The following is a 17,232-nucleotide window of genomic DNA, read 5'->3' on the forward strand; positions in this document are numbered from 1 at the left end:
CGTTTCGATGGCTGACGGTGGATTGGATCGAGCATTGCCGGCGCGACTGGCGGCGGGACGGAAGGTGCTCCCGATCGTGGAAGGGGCGGTGCTGATCGCTGCGCTGATCTTGCCGCTGGTTCTGCAGGACTACCTCACGGTGTTCGCTACCCGCGTCATTATTCTCGCCCTGTTCGCGCTCTCGTTCGATCTGGTGTGGGGATATGCCGGCATCATGAGCTTCGGTCAGGCGCTGTTCTTCGGGTCGGCCGGTTATGGCGTTGCACTGATGGCGCGCGACCTCAACATCACCTCGATCTTTCTCGTACTGCCGGCGGGAACGCTGATCGGGCTCACCACCTCGCTGCTGCTCGGTGGCTTTCTGCTGCTCGGCCGGCATCCCTCCAGCGTGATCTTCGTTGCACTCGGTACCCTGACCGGATCCTACGCGGCCGACCGCCTGGCGCGCGGCTGGTACTATCTCGGCGGACAGAACGGCATTCCCTCGATTCCGTCGATGTCGCTCGGTAACTACGACGTTACCGAAGGACCGGTCTATTACTATTTCGCGCTCGGCACTCTGGTTGTCGTCTATCTGCTGTGCCGCTTCCTGGTGCGCTCGCAGTTCGGCCTGGCACTGGCGGGGCTTCGCGAGAACGAGCAGCGCATCGCCTTCTTCGGATACAAGGCGCAACACCTGAAGGCGATTGTTTTCGCCGTGGGCGGCACCATCGCAGGCCTTGCAGGTAGTCTCTACGCATTTCACGAGGGCTTCGTCTGGCCCAATATGGTCGGCGTGGTAATCTCGACGCAGGTCGTGCTTTACGTTTTATTCGGCGGATCGGGCACATTGATCGGCGCGGTTATCGGCGCCGTTATCATCGAGGGCGTCAGCTTCTGGCTGTCGGACAATTATCGCGACATCTGGCCTATCCTTCTCGGCGTGTTGCTGCTGCTGGTGATCCTGTTCCGCCCGCTCGGGCTGATCAGCTTCGTGCTCGGCGAACGCGAGCGCGTCGGCAGTTTTGGGGCGGGACCGAAGGAGAAGCACAATGCCGCTCCTTGAGGCGACCGGCATCGTCAAGGTGTTTGGCAAGCTCACCGCGCTCGATGGTGCCGCGCTGACGATAGGCGAAAACGAGTTTCACGGCCTGATCGGGCCGAACGGCTCGGGAAAAAGCACCCTGATGAAGTGCGTCGCAGGCGCCGAGATGCCGACCCAAGGGAAGGTCACCTTCATCAACCGCGATATCACCCAGTTGTCGCCGACCGAGCGAGCCCGCGCCGGCATGAGCCTGAAATTCCAGATCACTAGCGTGCTGCCGACACTGACGCTGTACGACAACATCCTGCTGGCGCTGCAGGCGCAATCCTCGCTGTTCGATCTGGTGTTCTCGCGCACGCGCGGCGTGCTGCACGATCAGGTAATGATGATGCTGAGCCAGTTCCGCCTCGCCGATCGCGCGCATGATGCTGCCGCGGCGCTGTCGCACGGGCAGCAGCAATGGCTGGAAATCGCTATGGCGCTCGCAGCCAAGCCGCGGCTGCTGCTGCTGGACGAGCCGACCGGCGGCATGAGCCTGGAAGAACGCCGCGTCACCGGCGAACTCCTGCAGCCTATCAAGCAGCATTGTTCGCTTGTGATCGTCGAACACGATCTGGATTTCATCCGCGATATCTGCGACCGCCTGACCGTGATCGACCAGGGTCGTGTGCTCGCGTCCGGAACGGTCGCCGAGATCCAGGCCAACAAGAGCGTCCAGGAGATTTATCTACGTCGTGCCTGAACAGACATTTCTCGACATACGGCATCTCGAAGCCGGTTATGGCCGCAGCCAGGTCCTGTTCGATGTCAACATCGGCATTCCCTGGCGTGGCGGCGTCGCGGTGCTCGGCCGTAACGGAGCCGGCAAGACCACACTGATGAAGACGATCGTCGGCGAGCTTGCGAGCTCGAATGGTGAATTGTTTTTCGACGGCCGTGACATCACCCGGCGCCGGACCGAGGAGCGGGTCCGCTCGGGCATCGGCTACGTGCCCCAGGAACATGCGGTGTTCGCTCGGCTCTCGGTGCGCGACAATCTCGCAGTCGGCTCGCTGTTCAACGTTGATCCGACGGCGGTCGATCGGGTCCTGAGCATCTTCCCGAAGCTCGGGCAGCGGCTCGACCAGCCGGCCGGCACGCTGTCGGGCGGCGAGCGCAAGATGCTGGCGATCGGACGCGCGATGCTTGGCAATCCCAAATTGCTGCTGCTGGACGAGCCGACCGAAGGCGTATGGGTCGGTGTGATCGAGGAGATCACCGAGCGGCTCATCGAGTTGGCCAAGCAGATCGCGGTCGTCATCGTCGAGCAGCATCTCGATCTCGCGCTGCGCGTCGCCGATTATGCCTATGTGCTCGATCGCGGCAGGGTGGCGCTGCAAGGCGCTGCTGGCGAGGTGCGGAGCGATCCGGAATTGTTGCGCTATCTCGCACCGTAGCGTCCGCCGAAGGCGCATCGGCGTCGATGGCTGATCCGGCTATGAAAGTGTTGCCGCGCCTTACTTCACCGCCCCGAAGCGGCTGTCGAACGAGTTCGTGGACATGATCGGTGCAGAGCCTGCGACTTGATTGTCCTTGGCGGCAGGTGCCGGGGTATCCGACACGGACGGCTTCAGCGGCGGGCGGCTGGCAGCGGCGTGTTTGACGTCGGGCTTCGCTGCCGTCGTCGTCTTCGGCGCGGCGGCTTCAGGACGCGGCTGCTGCTTGGCCTCGGTCGCCGCCTTCGGCTTGGACGGTGGCGTGCTGGCGGTGGCGTCGGCTGCGCCGCCCAGGCCAACCTTGCGGGCGAGGCTGGAGAAGAAACCGTCATTCTGCTCAGTCGGCGGCGCCGCATTGGCGACCCGCGTCGAAGCTGGGGCAGAGGCAGGAGCAGCAGCCGGTACTGCGGCCAGTTTCGGCTGCTCCGGCGGACCCATCAGCAGGTTTTCGGACGGAGCTTTGGGCGGATTGACGTGGGAGGGAACGGTGCCTGGCGCGCGTGCCATCAGTGACAGGCTTGAGCCGTCGCCGGGCTCCGAAAGCCCGGTGCTGCCTTCGGGTACGCGGGCGGCGAACACCTTGTGCATGCCGCCGTCGATGCCGGTGTTGATCCGCGCCATCGGCGTTCCCTTTGCGATCAGCCGCGCGGTCTCGGCAATATCGGTCGCCTGCTTCTCGCGCACGGCGTCGGCGATTTCATCTGATATCGCATAGGCGGGACACTTGGAGGATGCCTCGAACACCGGGTCCTTGGTGGCGCCCGGCGGCTTGACCGCATCGAACACGTATTTCTTTTCGCAGAAATCGACCTTCGGCTCCTGCCGCGTCACCTCGAAATGATCATTGCCTTCCTTGATCATTTTCCAGAACGGCATGTGCGGGTTGTTGCGGTGCTTGGCCATATTGGCCGGCGTCATCCGGAACGGGTAGGCCTGCAACTGGAACGACTTCTGGCCGCCAAAGAAGGATTCGCGGCCCAGCGAATAGATTTCTGCAATCTGCTCGTCGGTCATCGCGTAGCAGCCGCGCGAGGAGCAGTCGCCATGCACCATCAACTGCGAGCCGGTGCGCCCCAATGCTTTGTCGAACGCATTGGGATAGCCGGTGTTGAAGGAGAGGTAATAGGCCGACTGCGGGTTCATCTGCGCCGGCGAGATCGAGTAGAAGCCTTCCGGCGCCTGGCGGTCGCCTTCGCGAACCTTTGGGCCGAGATCGCCCGACCAGCGGCAGATCGGATACGTCTTCAACAGCGCGAAACGGCCGGAGCGGTCCTGCTTCCAGATCTCCAGTTCGGCTTCCTGCTTGAACAGCCGGACCAGGATCGGGGACTGCAGGTCCATGTCCTTCGCCGTCATGTCGGCGATCAGTTTTGGCGGGACTGGCTGGTTGGCCTTGGCGTTGTTGGCCAGCGAGATGCCGTCACTGTTGCAGCCGGCCATCAACACGCCTGCGCCCACGAGGACAGCCGACGTGACGAGCGCGCGAACCAGCGAGCGGTTAATCAAAGGCTAAGCTCCACACCCACCGGGCATTCTCGCACCCCAAATCAACAGCGACATGCCCTGAAGCCATTGTCTAAAATACTACCCATTGCCCCCCTGCGCCGCAACCCGAACGACGCCGTCCAGCGGCTGCCGCGGCAGGCATGGTCAACAAAAACTAAAGACTGGGCTCGGGGCCTAATTGCGGCCGAATCATGCGCGCTGGCGAAAATAATGGCCGTTTAGAGGTCGTTAATCCATTGGGGCGAGTAGGCTCGAGCGAACTTACCGAGGCGGCGTAGACACGGACGAAGCGATCAGCCGAGCTTGCGGCCGATATCGAGGAATTTCTGCCGCCGATGCCGGCGGACAGCATCCGCGTCGAGATTGCGGAGATCATTGAAGGCCTCCGCGATGGCATCGCCGGTGGCCGAGATCATGGCGGCAGAATCGCGATGGGCGCCGCCGGCGGGCTCTTTCAGGATCTGGTCGATCACGCCGAATCGCAGCATGTCCTGCGCGGTGATCTTCATGCTGGTGGCAGCTTCCTGCGCCTTGGTGCCGTCGCGCCACAGGATCGAGGAGGCCGCCTCCGGCGAGATCACGCTGTAGATCGCGTGTTCGAACATCAAGACCTTATTCGCGGTGGTGATGGCGATCGCGCCGCCGGACATGCCTTCGCCGGTGACGATTGCGACATTGGGTACGCCGAGCGATAGGCAGGCGTCGGTGGAGCGCGCGATGGCTTCCGCCTGGCCGCGTTCCTCAGCGCCGATGCCAGGATAGGCGCCGGCGGAATCGACGATCGACAGCACGGGAATGCCGAAACGATCGGCCAGCTCCATCAGCCGCACGGCTTTGCGATAGCCTTCAGGCCGGGCCATGCCGAAATTATGCTTGATGCGACCCTCGGTCGAGGCGCCCTTTTCCTGGCCGACGACGCAGATGCTCTCGCCGCGGAAGCGGCCGAAGCCACCCATCAGGGCCTCGTCCTCGCCGAATTTGCGGTCGCCCGCCATCGGCGTGAAGTCCGTGATCAGCGCATTAACGAAATCGGTGAAGTGCGGGCGCTGCGGATGGCGTGCCACCAGCGTCTTCTGCCACGGCGTCAAATTGGCGTAGAGATCGGCCAGCGCCTGGGACGCCTTGTCCTCGATGCGCGCAATCTCGTCGCCGATGTCGCTGCCGGACGCCGCCAGCGCGCGCAATTCGTCGATCTTGGACTCGAGTTCGGCGACTGGTTTTTCGAAGTCGAGATAGCTGCGCATCTGTTCCGGCATCAAGACAATATAGGTAACAACGCGCTGTGAGGCGAAGCGGTTTTCGATTCACCTCAGGAAAGCACGCATCTTCAATGACTTAGCGTGCATCTCGGTCCGGATAGCCCGGTTTGCCGAAAGCGCGCCAAACAAGGCCGCGGGCGGGATGGCTGTTTCAGGGGAGAAGCCGCGGAAGTCAAGGCGGGAGTTCATCTACCTGTCATCCCTGCGTTTCGCAGGGACGACTACGACTTCTCCGCCAGCGGGTGCAGGTCGCGCACGAGGCTCTTCAGCCGTTCCTCGACCACATGGGTATAGATTTGCGTAGTCGAGATGTCGGTGTGGCCGAGGAGGGTCTGCACGATGCGCAGGTCCGCGCCGTTATGCAGCAGATGGCTGGCAAAGGCGTGGCGCAGCACGTGCGGCGAGACCAGCCGCGGCGCGAGGCCTGCCGCCGCCGCCAGTTCCTTCAAATCGCGCGCAAAGTGCTGGCGCGTCAGATGGCCGCTCTCGCCGAAGGAGGGAAACAGCCACTTCGATACGGCGGCGTTTTTCTTCTTCTCGGGCCTGAGCGCTTCCATGGCGGCGAGATAACCGGCCATCGCCTGCCTTGAGGCTTCGTTGAGCGGCACCAGCCGTTCCTTGTTGCCCTTGCCGCGCACCATGATCATGCGGGCATCGCGCCGTGCGGCCGATAGCGGCAGCGCCACCAGCTCCGAGACCCGCAAGCCGGTGGCGTAGAGCACTTCCAGCAGACAATACAGCCGCATCGCGCGCAGCCGCTGTTGCGGCGAGCCGTTCTCGGCCTCGGTCAATTGCTTGGCTCGCGTCAGCATGCGGTCGACATCCGATATCGACAGCACCTTCGGCAGCCCGCGGCCGCGCTTCGGGCCGGACAGGATCGCCGCCGGATCATCGGTGCGGATGCGCTCGTTGAGCAGGAAGCGGAACAGATGCCGCATCGCCGACAGCCGCCTCGCCACGCTGGAGGATTTGAAGCCGCGGGTGTCGAGATCGGCGAGGTAGTCGCGCAGCACGTCGGTCCCGGCACGGGTAAAGTTCTGGCCGGCTTGCCCGAGAAATTCGGAGAAATCTGTGAGGTCGCGCCGATATGCGTCGAGCGTATTGTCGCCCGCCCCCTGTTCCGCCGCGAGCATGTCGAGGAACAGGTTGATCAGTTTCGCGTCGGAGGGTGTCGTGCGCATTCGCTATGATACCGCATGATCCGGGCAGGACGGAGGCTTTTCAAACACGCGCCTGGACGCAGCGTTCGGAAGGCCAGACCGTTTTCAAGCGAAGTGGACACCGGTTCGCGTTAAGAAAATGCGTCAAAGCAGCCCGGTTCTGATTCAATCAGAACCGAAAGTCTCTAGGACATTTGACTGATCGCCGTGGCCTGCGACCAGACGACCATCCACCGCCCGTCGCGATATTCGTAAGTGTCGGTGTGCCAGTATTCGCCGGGTGCGACCTGGTGGCCACCGAACACGATCTCGAGCCTGGCGCGATACCGGATCACGGCATGGCCCTTGTGCTGCCGCACGGCGATAGGTCCGGGTTCCCACATGAGATATTTGATCTGGCCGCTCGTGATCGCACCCAGATATTCGTCCTTGGATAGCGGCATTCCGATCGGCGTAATCAACTGGAACTCCGACGCATGAAGCGGCCCTGCCGCCTCCATGTCGCCGGCGACGAGGGCGCGAAGCCGGGACCGTTCGGCGTTGCGGATGTGCTCGGCTTCCGGCGAGCCGTCCATGTCGGTGGTGTGCGTTGGCATCGGTGTTGTCCAATTCTGTAAGGGGAGGATTAGAATGCGTTGCGACGGCGCAACCTGCGGGTTGACCCTGATTGCGCGAGTAACGGGGCTGCCGCTCTACGCCTTGGTGATCAGGCCATAGTCGATCAGGCTTTGTGCGCTGGCGCGAATGCAGTCCTCGTCGGGCCGCGGTCTCCAGTTCAGCACGCGATGCGCCTTGGCCGCGCTTACGCTGAGGTCGCGATCGAGTTCATGAATGATCATGCGCGAACGCGGGCTAAACGGAGCCATTGCCCTCACCATCCAGTTCGGCACTTCGCCGCCGGGCAAATCGGGAGCATAGGCTGGGAACGATTTTGCCAGCACGGCGGCCAGTTCTCTCAACCAGAAAAATCCTCCGCCGATGATGAAGCGCTGGCCGGAGGCATCCGGACAGGTCATGGCGCGGATATGGGCATCGGCCGCATCACGCACGTCCACGACCGCGAAGCCGAAGCGCGGGACGCGCTTCAGCTTGCCGCTCATCATTTGCTGGATCAGCCCGACCGATGTGCCGTATTGCGGACTAAGCAGCGGACCGAAGATCATGCCCGGGTTGATGACGGCCAGATCGAGTCCGGTCTCCTTGGCAAAGGTCCACGCCGCCTGTTCGGCCAGCGTTTTCGACCTGTAGTAAGGCGTGGCCCGCGCGCTGGTCGGATTAGTCCAGTCGCTCTCGGTATAGGGAGCCTGACCGTTGCCATGATTGGTAGCGGCGACCGAGGATGTCAGCACCACACGCGCGACACCGGCATGATGGGCCGCGCGCAGCACTCGTAGCGCGCCGTCTCGCGCGGTCTCGATCAATTCTTCCGCGTCCCTTGGCAGGCCCGCCGGGAACGGCGAGGCGGCGTGGATGACATAGCGGCACCCATCTACCGCGGCATCCCAACCGGCATCGGAGCAAAGATCGGCCTGAACAAAGCTAAGCGCCTCGGCGTGAGCGGGCGCGGCGACACCAAGCTGGCTCCTGATCCGGTCACAGGCGGTAAGGCTACGGACGGTGCCGCGAACGCGAAAGCCGCTCGCCAGCAATTGCCTCGCGATATGTCCGCCGAGAAATCCGCCGATGCCGGTGACGAGCACCGTAGCGGCCGCGGGATCATTCAACTTGTTAGGCATGTCGATGCGATCCTTTAGGGCTACCGATGGCCGTTATTAGACAGGTGGACAGTTGTTGTCTAATCGTCTTTTGACGGATTAGACAAATGCTGTCAATCTGTCTCGGATGAATCAGAGCGACCAAAAATCTGAGGCTATTCTCGACGCGGCGCTCCCGGTCTTTGTCCGTCACGGTTTTCGCAAGACGTCTATGGCCGACATCGCGCGCGCCGCGGGCATGTCTCGCGCGGCGCTCTATCTAAGCTTCAACAGCAAAGAAGAACTGTTTCGGGCGGGGTCGGCGCGGGCGCACGCCCGGGCGATGCGAAAGGTCGAAGCCGCGCTCGCTGGTGACGGCGATGTTTTCAGTCGGATTGAGGCGGCAATTGCCGCCTTCCAGCGCGAGTTAATCGCGCCTTTCACCGGCAGCGGCGACGCGGCGGAACTGTTCGAAACAAACATGGCGTTGGCCCGAGACGTCACGCTGGCGGCGCGCGCCGAGTTGGTGGCCCTCCTTGCCCAAGCGCTAACCAATGCGCAGGCGACAGGTGCGATCACCTTGGATGCTCTGCATGCCACGCCTGCCGATGTAGCCGCCATCATTGTTGCGGCCATGGAGGGTATCAAGGACGCGCAAGTGGCGGGCCACGATCTGCTCGAAGATACGCGGCTGTTCCTGCGTCTACTGCGCAAAGCGCTGAGTCGCTAACTTGCTATCTCTTGAGGAACTTGTCTGCGGGAATGGTAACCGTCATTTCCCGGGGGCTTGGATTGACGAAATTCGCCAGCGCGAAAACCACGCCATAGATCACCCCGGCTATCACGCCGACGACCGTCAGAAAGCGGAACAAGCTGGGCATAGGGGCTCAGGGCGGCGAATTAACCAATGAAATCATCCAACATGTTCCCTTCGCCGTGGCAAGAGTCTCTGGCAACTGCGTCAGTCGGGGTAGTATAGGTGTCACGAAGCGGTGGAAATCCGCAAAACCACAGAGCTTTTTGATGTCCGAGACCGTCGCACCGGCCCAGGCGAGCGCCCCCCAGGAGGCCGACATTATGTCGGCCCTGGGACGGCGTTCGGTTGTGCTGGTTGGCATGATGGGGGCCGGCAAGTCGACCATCGGCCGCCGGCTGGCGGCGCGGCTGCGGCTGCCATTTCTCGACGCCGATATCGAGATCGAGGCGGCCGCCGGGATGTCGATTCCGGATATTTTCGAAACCCACGGCGAGCCGCATTTCCGGGACGGCGAGGCGCGGGTGATTGCGCGGCTGCTCGACAGCGGCCCCGCCGTGATCGCCACCGGCGGCGGCGCCTTTATGCGCGAGGACACCCGCAATCGCATCCGCGACAAGGCGGTCTCGATCTGGCTCAAGGCGGACGTCGACGTCATCATGAAGCGCGTGAGGCGCCGCGCCGACCGGCCGCTGCTGCAGACCGAGGATCCGACTGCCACCGTCAGCCGTCTGCTCGAAGCGCGCGAGCCGGTCTACCGGAGCGCCGACGTGACCATTCTGTCTCGCGACGTGCCGCACGACCGAATCGTCGACGAATGCATCGAGGCCCTGCGCGCCCGGCTGTGTGCCGGCGCCCCGGCCGCCCAGCCAACAACCGACGGGATGAACGTCACGCCATGACTGCGCCGCTGAAACATTCCGCCGACATCACGGTCGACGTCGCCCTCGGCGACCGCGCCTATGACATCGTGATCGGCCGCGGCGTGCTGGATACGCTCGGCGCGCGCGTTGCTGCGCTGCGTCCTGGCGTGCGAACCGCCATCGTCACCGACCGCACCGTCGCAAAGCACTGGTTGGAGCAAACCGAGCGCTCGCTTACCGAAGCCGGCATCCCGATGTCACGCGTGATCGTCGAGGAAGGCGAGGTGTCAAAGACCTATGCCGGTCTCGAAAAGGTCTCCGAAGCGCTGATCGCGGCGAAGATCGAGCGCAACGATCTGGTGATCGCGCTCGGCGGCGGCGTGGTCGGCGATCTCGCCGGTTTCGCGGCGGCGATCCTGCGTCGCGGTGTCGATTTCGTGCAGGTGCCGACCTCGCTTTTGGCCCAGGTCGATTCCTCGGTCGGCGGCAAGACCGGCATCAATTCGCCGCAGGGCAAGAATTTGCTAGGCGCGTTTCATCAGCCGGTGCTGGTGATCGCCGATACGTCGGTGCTCGACACGCTGTCGCCGCGCCAGTTCCGCGCCGGCTACGCCGAGGTCGCCAAATATGGCGTGCTCGGCGATGAAGCCTTTTTCACCTGGCTCGAAGCCAACCATGCCGACGTCTTTTCCGGGGGCGCGGCACGCGAGCACGCGATTGCAACCTCCTGCCGCGCCAAGGCCGCGATCGTCTCCCGCGACGAGCGCGAAAATGGCGACCGCGCGCTGCTCAATCTCGGCCACACCTTCGGCCATGCGCTGGAGGCCGCGACCGGCTTTTCCGACCGCCTGTTCCACGGCGAGGGCGTCTCCGTCGGCATGGTGCTGGCGGCGGAGTTTTCGGCGAAACTCGGCATGATCTCCGAGGCCGATGCCGCCCGGGTCGAGCGCCATCTTGCTTCCGTCGGCCTGCCGACCCATTTGCAGGACATCGCAGGCTTTGCCCAGGAAGGGCTGGCCGATGCCGACGCCCTGATGGCGCTGATGGCGCAGGACAAGAAGGTCAAGCGCGGCAAGCTGACCTTCATCCTGATGCAGGCGATCGGCCGCGCGGTGGTTGCAAACGACGTCGAGCCGGCGCTGGTTCGCGATTTCCTGCAACAGAAGTTGTCGGGATGACGGGATTATCGGGCGGCTTGACGCAAGCGTTGCGCGGGGCCGGAGCCGTCACGAGGAATATATGAGTTCGACCGCGTTCAATCTGCTGCTGGCGATCTTGCTGCTCGCCGCCAACGCGTTTTACGTGGCCGCCGAGTTTGCGCTGGTCAAGAGCCGCGGGTTTCGCATCAAGGCGATGGTCGAGCAGGACCGGTTCGGCGCGCACTTGCTGCATGGCATGATGGGCAATATCGAGGCCTATCTCGCCTGCTGCCAACTCGGCATCACCATGGCTTCCCTCGGTCTCGGCTGGGTCGGCGAGCCCACCGTTTCGGCGCTGCTCGAGCCGCTGCTTGTCCCGCTCGGAATGTCGGAACGTACGCTGCACTTCGTCTCGTTCCTGGCGGGCTTTTTGGTGTTCTCCTCGCTGCACATCGTGATCGGCGAGCAGGTGCCGAAGACATTTGCGATCCGCCAGCCGACGCCGGTCTCGCAATGGATCGCGTACCCGCTCTATTTGTCCTATCTGGTGTTCTATCCGCTGAACTGGCTGCTCAACGCCGCCTCCCGCGGGATCCTGCGCATGTTCGGCGTCAAGGAATCCTCCCAGCACGAAATCCTCACCGACTCCGAGATCGAGGGCCTCGTGGAGGAATCGGCCGTGCACGGCGGCATCGAAAGCGGCGAGGCCGAGTACATCCACAATGTCTTCCGCTTCGGCGATCTCGCCGTATCTGATGTCATGGTGCATCGCACCGCGATGGTGATGATCAATGCCGACCTGCCGCCGGATGAACTGGTGCGCGAGGTGCTGGCGACCGAGTACACCCGCATCCCCCTGTGGCGCGACAAGCCGGAGAACATCATCGGCGTGCTGCACGCCAAGGACCTGCTGCGCGCGATCCGTGCGTCCGAAGGCGACACCTCGCGCATCGACGTTTCGGCGATCATGCTGCCGCCCTGGTTCGTGCCGGAGATGCGGCCCCTGTCCGAACAGTTGAAGGCGTTCCGCCGCCGCAAAACCCACTTCGCGCTCGTCGTCGACGAATATGGCGAGGTCGAAGGCATGGTGACGCTGGAAGACGTTCTGGAAGAGATCGTCGGCGACATTTCCGACGAGCATGACGTCGTGGTCGCCGGCGTCCGCGTCCAGGCCGACGGCTCCGTGGTGGTGGATGGCTCCGTGCCGATCCGCGACCTCAATCGCGCCATGAACTGGGATCTGCCCGACGAGGAGGCGACAACGGTCGCCGGCCTCGTGATTCACGAGGCGCGCTCGATTCCCGAACGCGGCCAGAATTTTACCTTCCACGGCTGCCGTTTCCGCGTACTTCGCCGCGAGCGCAACCGTATTACGGCGCTGAAGATCACGCCGTTGCCGCGCGAAACCGACGCGGAGTATCCGAAGCCGAAGCGGGCAGGGACGGCGTTCTGAAAGTCGGCGCCATAACGGCGTCAGCTATTCAATATCGATGGTGACGCCGCTGAGCTTCCATTGGCCGTCGGAGGAAATGAAGCCGAGCTGGTACTTCACCTTTTTCGGCGTGGTGTCGAAGCGGCCCTTCAGGCGCAGCACGCCCTTGTCATCGATCTTTGCGTCCTCCTCCGGAATGACCGGGCGGGCGACGATCGCGTCGAACACGGCGTGCTTCTCGACCAGGTCCTTGAAGACAGCCCGCAGCTTGTCGGGCGGAAACTGATCGCGGAACGGCTTTGAAATCTTGGCGTGCAGGACCGTGAAATTGTCCGATGCCACCGCGTCGTTGAGCGTCACGAGAATGCTCTTGATCAGCACTTCCTGGACAAAGGGGCTCGGCATGTCCAGCGCGTGTGCCTTGGTTGACGAGACTGCAACCAGGACTATCACGGCCACGGCCCATCTGAAGCGTACCCAATGCTGCATCGGACGACCCTATCGAGCGGCGATGAGATTGGGGCCGCTACGGCCCGGTTCGGATGGAACTGCGCCCATCGCCCTGGCAGTCAACAGATAGATCAAAACGGTTGTGCCGTCTGCGCGATCTTGAGCAAAAGCCACAGGTCTTCGGCCTGTCGGCGCACTTCAAGATCGGGTTGGGTTCTTCAGCCCTGACCTTCCCGGGGCGCCTGCGCCTTGATGGCGAGTGCATGGACGGAGCCCTTGAGTTCCGCGTCAAGCGCCGTGTTTACCATGCGGTGGCGTTCAACGCGGCTCTTCCCTTCGAAGGCCGGAGACACAATATAAACCCTGAAATGCGTCTCGCCTCCAGGCCTGTGGCCGGCGTGGCCCTCATGCAGATGAGATTCGTCCGCGACGTCGAGGCTTTCTGGCAAGAAAGCTTCACGCAACTTGTTTATGATAATGTCCCTGGTGCTCATGATGGTGGCAGATAATTCTGTGTCGGCTTCCGGTCAATGGCACATCCGAATAGAGGTATTCGCAATGTCAAGACTTGAAGCCTTGCGCATTGCGTAGTCAAAGTCAGCCATGCCGATTGATTCATCCAAGTTCTTCGATTCCATTCGCATCAAGCCCAACAAGCTGAGTGCGAAGCAGCAGGCGCAGGCGCGCGAGGAAGCCGCCATGTGCGAGTGGGCGGGCTGCCAGAACAAGGGCCCGCACCGGGCGCCCAAGGGCCGGGAGAATTCCCGCGAGTACTGGCACTTCTGTCTCAACCATGTGCGCGAATACAACCAGTCCTACAATTTCTTTCAGGGGATGAACGCCGATGCCGTCGCGCGCTACCAGAAGGATGCGCTGACCGGCCATCGCCCGACCTGGAAGATGGGCGCCAACACCGCCGGCAAAAAGGGCAAGCAGCCCAGTGCCGAGGACTTTGACGGCGCCGCCGATCCGTTCAGCATGTTCTCCGAACTCAACGGCCGCGGCCGCTGGCGACCCGGCCCGGGCGCGCAGGCCAAGGCCGAGACGCGCAAGGTGATGAACGCCGAGCGCAAGGCGCTGCAGGTGATGGGGCTTTCCGCCGAGGCAACGCTCGATGACGTCAAAGCCAAGTACAAGGCGCTGGTCAAGCAGCACCATCCCGACGCCAATGGCGGCGACCGCTCCACCGAGGACCGCCTGATCGAGATCATCAAGGCGTATAATTATTTGAAGACGGTGGTACGGGCGTAGCGCGCTATTCATCGTCGCAGGGGCCCATAACCACCGGCAGTAATCGATAGAGAAAGCTGTCTACCCGTATGCCCTATCCACGGGCCGCGGCGTATGGGTCCCTGCGTTCGCAGGGACGACAGCGGAGATTTTGGCTCCGCTGCTGCCTTGCACGAAGTTTTGGTCCCGCTCACCCTGGCATCGGCCCGACATACGCCGAACTCGGCCGGATCAGCCGGCCGCCACGCTGCTGCTCGCGGGCATGCGCGGTCCAGCCTGCGGCGCGCGCCACCGCAAAGATCGGCGTAAACGCCTGTCGCGGAATTTTCAGCGCGTCGAGCAGGATTGCGGTGAAGAATTCCACATTGGTGTCGAGCGGGCGGTCGGGGTTTTTCCGCCGCAATGCGTCGCGGATGTAGGCCTCGACCTCGCCCGCGAACGGCAGATCGGTGCCGCCTCCTGCGAGCCGCTCGATCGCGCGCTTGAGCACGTCTGCGCGCGGGTCGCGGACGCGATAGACGCGGTGGCCGAATCCCATCAACCGCTCGCCGCGGGCCAGTGCGCTGTCGACCCACGGCTTGATGCGCTCGGTCGAGCCGATCGCATCCAGCATCTCCAGCACCGGCTCAGGGGCGCCGCCATGCAATGGCCCGGTCAGGGCGCAATAGCCGGCCGTGACGGCTGCGAACAAATCCGCTTGCGTCGAGGCTACGACGCGCGTCGTGAAGGTCGACGCGTTCATGCCGTGGTCGCACACCGTGACGAAGTAGGTGTCCAGCGCGGTGATCTCGCGCGGTTCGGCTTTGCGGCCGCGCAGCATCGACAGCGTGTCGGCGGCATGGCCAATGGTCGGGTCGGGCGCGATCGGGTCCTCGCCTTTGGCCCGCTGCAGCAGCGCGCCGGCAATCACAGGCAACGCGCCGACGATGGTCGCCTCGTGCTCAAGTCCGTTTTCGCCGCGCAGGCCGGCAACGGCTGCGCGAAAGCCGTCGACAATCGACATGCCACGCGTTGCCGGCAGCAATTCGGGTAGCCGAGCGAATGAGCGTTCCCGTGCCGCGCCGAGCCTTGAGCGCACATTGGCTTCGTTGAGCGAGGTTCCCATTGCGGCGTTCCACAGCCGCGCGGTGACGCCTTCGAAACTCGACTTGCCCGCGAGGTCGCCGACCCGTTCGCCGGCTATGATCAGTTCGCCGCGCTCGCCGTCGACATGGCTGAGGACGGTTTCGGCGGCCGGAATGCCGTCGAGGCCGATCGGGGTCTTGGAAATCTGCATGTTCATGAGGGCTCTCCTTTGCCTCCTGCAAAGGTCGGGTCCCTCGACAACTTGATCAATCTTGATTATGTAAATCAATATGAAAAAATCCTCCGGCCTTTACCTCTCGGCCCGCGAGGCCTCCGCCGAACTCGCGATCTCCCAGGCAACCCTCTACGCCTATGTGAGCCGTGGCTTGATCCGGTCGGAACCAGCGGAGGATTCTCGCAGCCACCGCTACCGGGCCGAGGACGTCCGCACGCTGAAAGAGCGGCGCGCGCCGTCGCCGGAGCCGCGCGGCCTGCGCAGCTTCGACGCCGATCTGCCGGTCATGGACTCAGCCGTCGCAACCATCACCGAGGACGGCGCGATCTATCGCGGTGTCAACTGCATCGATCTCGCCGAGCGCGACACGCTCGAACATGCCGCGACGCTGTTGTGGGATGTGACGGGCGTCGATCCCTTCGATCAGAACAATTGTCCCGTTGTGTCGGACGAAATGCGCGCAGTGGCCGAGGCCGCACGTGGGGCTAATGCGATCGATCGCGCCATCGCCGTGCTGGCGCTCGCCGCCAGGGCTGACCCGCGGGCCTTCACCCGCGCCGACGAAGAGCGCGCGATGCTGGGTGGCCGCATCATGCGCCTCGTGGTCGCGACCATGCTGAACGCCAAATTCTCGGCAAAGCCGCTTCACTTGCAGATCGCACGCGCCTGGGCGCCGGAGCACAAGCACGCGGCCGATCTGATCCGCCGCGCGCTGGTGCTGCTGGCCGATCATGAGCTGAATGCCTCGACCTTCACGGTGCGCTGCGCGGCCTCGACCGGGCTAAATCTCTACGATGCCATGATCGCCGGTCTCGTCGCGCTGAAAGGCCCGAAGCACGGCGGCGCCGGCGTGCTGGCGGCGCAGCTTCTGAAGACGCTTGCCAGTGGCGAGGTCGCCCCCGTCATCCGCGAGCGCGTCGCGCTCGGCGAACGCTTCGCGGGCTTTGGTCATGGGGTCTATAAGCATGGCGATCCCCGTGCGTGGGCGCTCTTGGAGGCGTTGGCACGCTCGGGCGCGGACCGCAAGTTTACCCACGAAATCCCGGAGCGGATCGCCGAAGCGACCGGCGAGTTCGTCAATATCGACTATGCCCTTGCGGTGCTGGTGCACACACTCGGCCTGCCGACCGGCCATGAACTGGTGTTGTTTTCCATGGCGCGAACGGTCGGATGGATCGCGCATGCCTGCGAGCAATTGCGTCATGGCCGGCTGATCCGGCCCCGCGCGCGCTATGTCGGCCCCGCACCGGGACGGAGCCCCGTCCGCGCCTGACGGCGGCGCAGCGTCCAGACGCCGAGCGCGATGATCGCCGCCGCGAACACGGCCAGAATCCACAGATGCTTGCCGGTGTGTTGGTGATGCGGCAGACCGGCATATTCATGTAACGCCGAGACCGCGAGCACGCCTGGCAGTACATGTGCCAAAGCCCAGGCGAGTACCGCGGGAATATTGACGCCGAAGAAAACTGCCGGCGACATCCCGAGCGCGCCGGCCGTGACCGGTACGAAGGCGCGGATCGGCGGCACAAAGCGCGCGAACAACACCGCCAGCGTTCCCCAGCGGTGGAAGAACGTCTCGCTCTGCGCCATCACGCCTGGATATTTCGACATCGGCCAGGCGCCCAGAATTTCGCGTTGCGAGCGATGGCCGGCCCAGAACGCCGAGCCGTCGCCGAGTATGGCGCCGGCGATCGCGGCCGCCAGCACGCCCCACAGCTTCAGTTCGCCGCCGGGCACCAGCGCACTCAGCGCAAGGATGATGGTCGAGCCCGGCACCAGCGCGCCTGCGACCGGGATCGCTTCCAAAAAGGCCGCCAGAAATAGCGTCAGGTAGGCCAGCCACGGATGGGCCGATACGACTGCAATCACGGGATCGAGGAAGGAAGTCACAACCTTGCTGTCCGATAGGTGGGCTGAACTCAGAGCTACCAAGCCCGGGCAGGGGT

19 protein-coding genes are annotated in these 17,232 nt (G+C 63.6%); 9 read left to right on the forward strand and 10 right to left on the reverse strand.

Annotated features, from left to right (window positions below):
* The first annotated feature begins 7 nt into the window (after positions 1–7).
* The 3 genes from V1290_RS20570 to V1290_RS20580 are packed head-to-tail and all read left to right on the forward strand — an operon-like array spanning position 8 to position 2,460.
* On the forward strand, positions 8–1,045 hold the full coding sequence (locus V1290_RS20570) for a branched-chain amino acid ABC transporter permease (protein WP_334366099.1): 1,038 nt from the start codon (positions 8–10) through the stop codon (positions 1,043–1,045).
* Positions 1,032–1,766, forward strand: a complete 735-nt coding sequence (locus V1290_RS20575) for an ABC transporter ATP-binding protein (protein WP_334366100.1) — start codon at positions 1,032–1,034, stop codon at positions 1,764–1,766. The genes V1290_RS20570 and V1290_RS20575 overlap by 14 nt, the downstream gene beginning before the upstream one ends.
* Positions 1,759–2,460 (forward strand): branched-chain amino acid ABC transporter ATP-binding protein, encoded by a 702-nt coding sequence (locus V1290_RS20580; RefSeq protein WP_334366101.1) that lies wholly within the window; start codon positions 1,759–1,761, stop codon positions 2,458–2,460. The genes V1290_RS20575 and V1290_RS20580 overlap by 8 nt, the downstream gene beginning before the upstream one ends.
* Positions 2,461–2,520: 60 nt before the next feature.
* Here the strand turns inward: V1290_RS20580 and V1290_RS20585 are convergent, their stop codons facing one another.
* The 5 genes from V1290_RS20585 to V1290_RS20605 form a co-directional block, all read right to left on the reverse strand.
* On the reverse strand, positions 2,521–4,005 hold the full coding sequence (locus tag V1290_RS20585) for a L,D-transpeptidase family protein (protein ID WP_334366102.1): 1,485 nt from the start codon (positions 4,003–4,005) through the stop codon (positions 2,521–2,523).
* A gap of 293 nt (positions 4,006–4,298) precedes the next feature.
* Complete coding sequence (locus V1290_RS20590; protein WP_334366103.1) at positions 4,299–5,261, reverse strand: acetyl-CoA carboxylase carboxyltransferase subunit alpha; 963 nt, start codon at positions 5,259–5,261, stop codon at positions 4,299–4,301.
* Between the two features lie 224 nt (positions 5,262–5,485).
* Entirely contained in the window at positions 5,486–6,445 is a 960-nt protein-coding gene (gene xerD, locus V1290_RS20595) for a site-specific tyrosine recombinase XerD (RefSeq protein WP_334366104.1), read from the reverse strand.
* Between the two features lie 164 nt (positions 6,446–6,609).
* A complete protein-coding gene (locus V1290_RS20600; protein WP_334366105.1) occupies positions 6,610–7,020 on the reverse strand; it encodes a nuclear transport factor 2 family protein in 411 nt (136 codons plus the stop codon).
* Between the two features lie 96 nt (positions 7,021–7,116).
* Positions 7,117–8,160: an SDR family oxidoreductase gene (locus tag V1290_RS20605; protein WP_334366106.1), complete on the reverse strand. Its 1,044-nt coding sequence runs from the start codon at positions 8,158–8,160 to the stop codon at positions 7,117–7,119.
* Positions 8,161–8,266: 106 nt separating this feature from the next.
* Here V1290_RS20605 and V1290_RS20610 point away from each other — a divergent pair, with 106 nt between their 5' ends.
* Positions 8,267–8,848 carry a TetR/AcrR family transcriptional regulator gene (locus tag V1290_RS20610; RefSeq protein WP_334366107.1) on the forward strand — a complete coding sequence of 194 codons (582 nt, stop codon included), beginning with the start codon at positions 8,267–8,269 and terminating at the stop codon, positions 8,846–8,848.
* A 4-nt stretch (positions 8,849–8,852) separates the two neighbouring features.
* Here the strand turns inward: V1290_RS20610 and V1290_RS20615 are convergent, their stop codons facing one another.
* On the reverse strand, positions 8,853–8,999 hold the full coding sequence (locus V1290_RS20615; protein WP_334366108.1) for a histidine kinase: 147 nt from the start codon (positions 8,997–8,999) through the stop codon (positions 8,853–8,855).
* Between the two features lie 142 nt (positions 9,000–9,141).
* Here V1290_RS20615 and V1290_RS20620 point away from each other — a divergent pair, with 142 nt between their 5' ends.
* The 3 genes from V1290_RS20620 (at position 9,142) to V1290_RS20630 (ending at position 12,327) form a co-directional block, all read left to right on the forward strand.
* Complete coding sequence (locus V1290_RS20620) at positions 9,142–9,774, forward strand: shikimate kinase (protein ID WP_334366109.1); 633 nt, start codon at positions 9,142–9,144, stop codon at positions 9,772–9,774.
* On the forward strand, positions 9,771–10,913 hold the full coding sequence (aroB, locus tag V1290_RS20625) for a 3-dehydroquinate synthase (protein ID WP_334366110.1): 1,143 nt from the start codon (positions 9,771–9,773) through the stop codon (positions 10,911–10,913). The genes V1290_RS20620 and aroB overlap by 4 nt, the downstream gene beginning before the upstream one ends.
* 61 nt (positions 10,914–10,974) lie before the next feature.
* Positions 10,975–12,327, forward strand: coding sequence for a hemolysin family protein (locus V1290_RS20630; RefSeq protein WP_334366111.1), 1,353 nt, complete (start codon positions 10,975–10,977; stop codon positions 12,325–12,327).
* A gap of 24 nt (positions 12,328–12,351) precedes the next feature.
* On the opposite strand, the gene V1290_RS20635 is transcribed toward V1290_RS20630, so the two are convergent.
* Both V1290_RS20635 and V1290_RS20640 read right to left on the reverse strand, forming a co-directional pair.
* Entirely contained in the window at positions 12,352–12,765 is a 414-nt protein-coding gene (locus V1290_RS20635; RefSeq protein ID WP_334366112.1) for a hypothetical protein, read from the reverse strand.
* Positions 12,766–12,974: 209 nt separating this feature from the next.
* Positions 12,975–13,250 (reverse strand): BolA family protein, encoded by a 276-nt coding sequence (locus tag V1290_RS20640; protein WP_334366113.1) that lies wholly within the window; start codon positions 13,248–13,250, stop codon positions 12,975–12,977.
* 109 nt (positions 13,251–13,359) lie between these two features.
* Here V1290_RS20640 and V1290_RS20645 point away from each other — a divergent pair, with 109 nt between their 5' ends.
* Positions 13,360–14,007, forward strand: coding sequence for a J domain-containing protein (locus V1290_RS20645; protein ID WP_065746619.1), 648 nt, complete (start codon positions 13,360–13,362; stop codon positions 14,005–14,007).
* Between the two features lie 169 nt (positions 14,008–14,176).
* Here V1290_RS20645 and V1290_RS20650 read toward each other — a convergent pair whose 3' ends face one another.
* Positions 14,177–15,268 carry a citrate synthase/methylcitrate synthase gene (locus V1290_RS20650; RefSeq protein ID WP_334366114.1) on the reverse strand — a complete coding sequence of 364 codons (1,092 nt, stop codon included), beginning with the start codon at positions 15,266–15,268 and terminating at the stop codon, positions 14,177–14,179.
* Positions 15,269–15,341: 73 nt separating this feature from the next.
* On the opposite strand from V1290_RS20650, the gene V1290_RS20655 reads away from it, so the two are divergent.
* Positions 15,342–16,559: a citrate synthase family protein gene (locus tag V1290_RS20655; RefSeq protein ID WP_334366115.1), complete on the forward strand. Its 1,218-nt coding sequence runs from the start codon at positions 15,342–15,344 to the stop codon at positions 16,557–16,559.
* Here the strand turns inward: V1290_RS20655 and V1290_RS20660 are convergent.
* Complete coding sequence (locus V1290_RS20660; RefSeq protein ID WP_334366116.1) at positions 16,517–17,176, reverse strand: DedA family protein; 660 nt, start codon at positions 17,174–17,176, stop codon at positions 16,517–16,519. The genes V1290_RS20655 and V1290_RS20660 overlap by 43 nt on opposite strands.
* Positions 17,177–17,232 lie beyond the last annotated feature (56 nt).

The sequence above is a fragment of the Bradyrhizobium sp. AZCC 1578 genome, assembly GCF_036924675.1.
GTDB lineage: Bacteria > Pseudomonadota > Alphaproteobacteria > Rhizobiales > Xanthobacteraceae > Bradyrhizobium.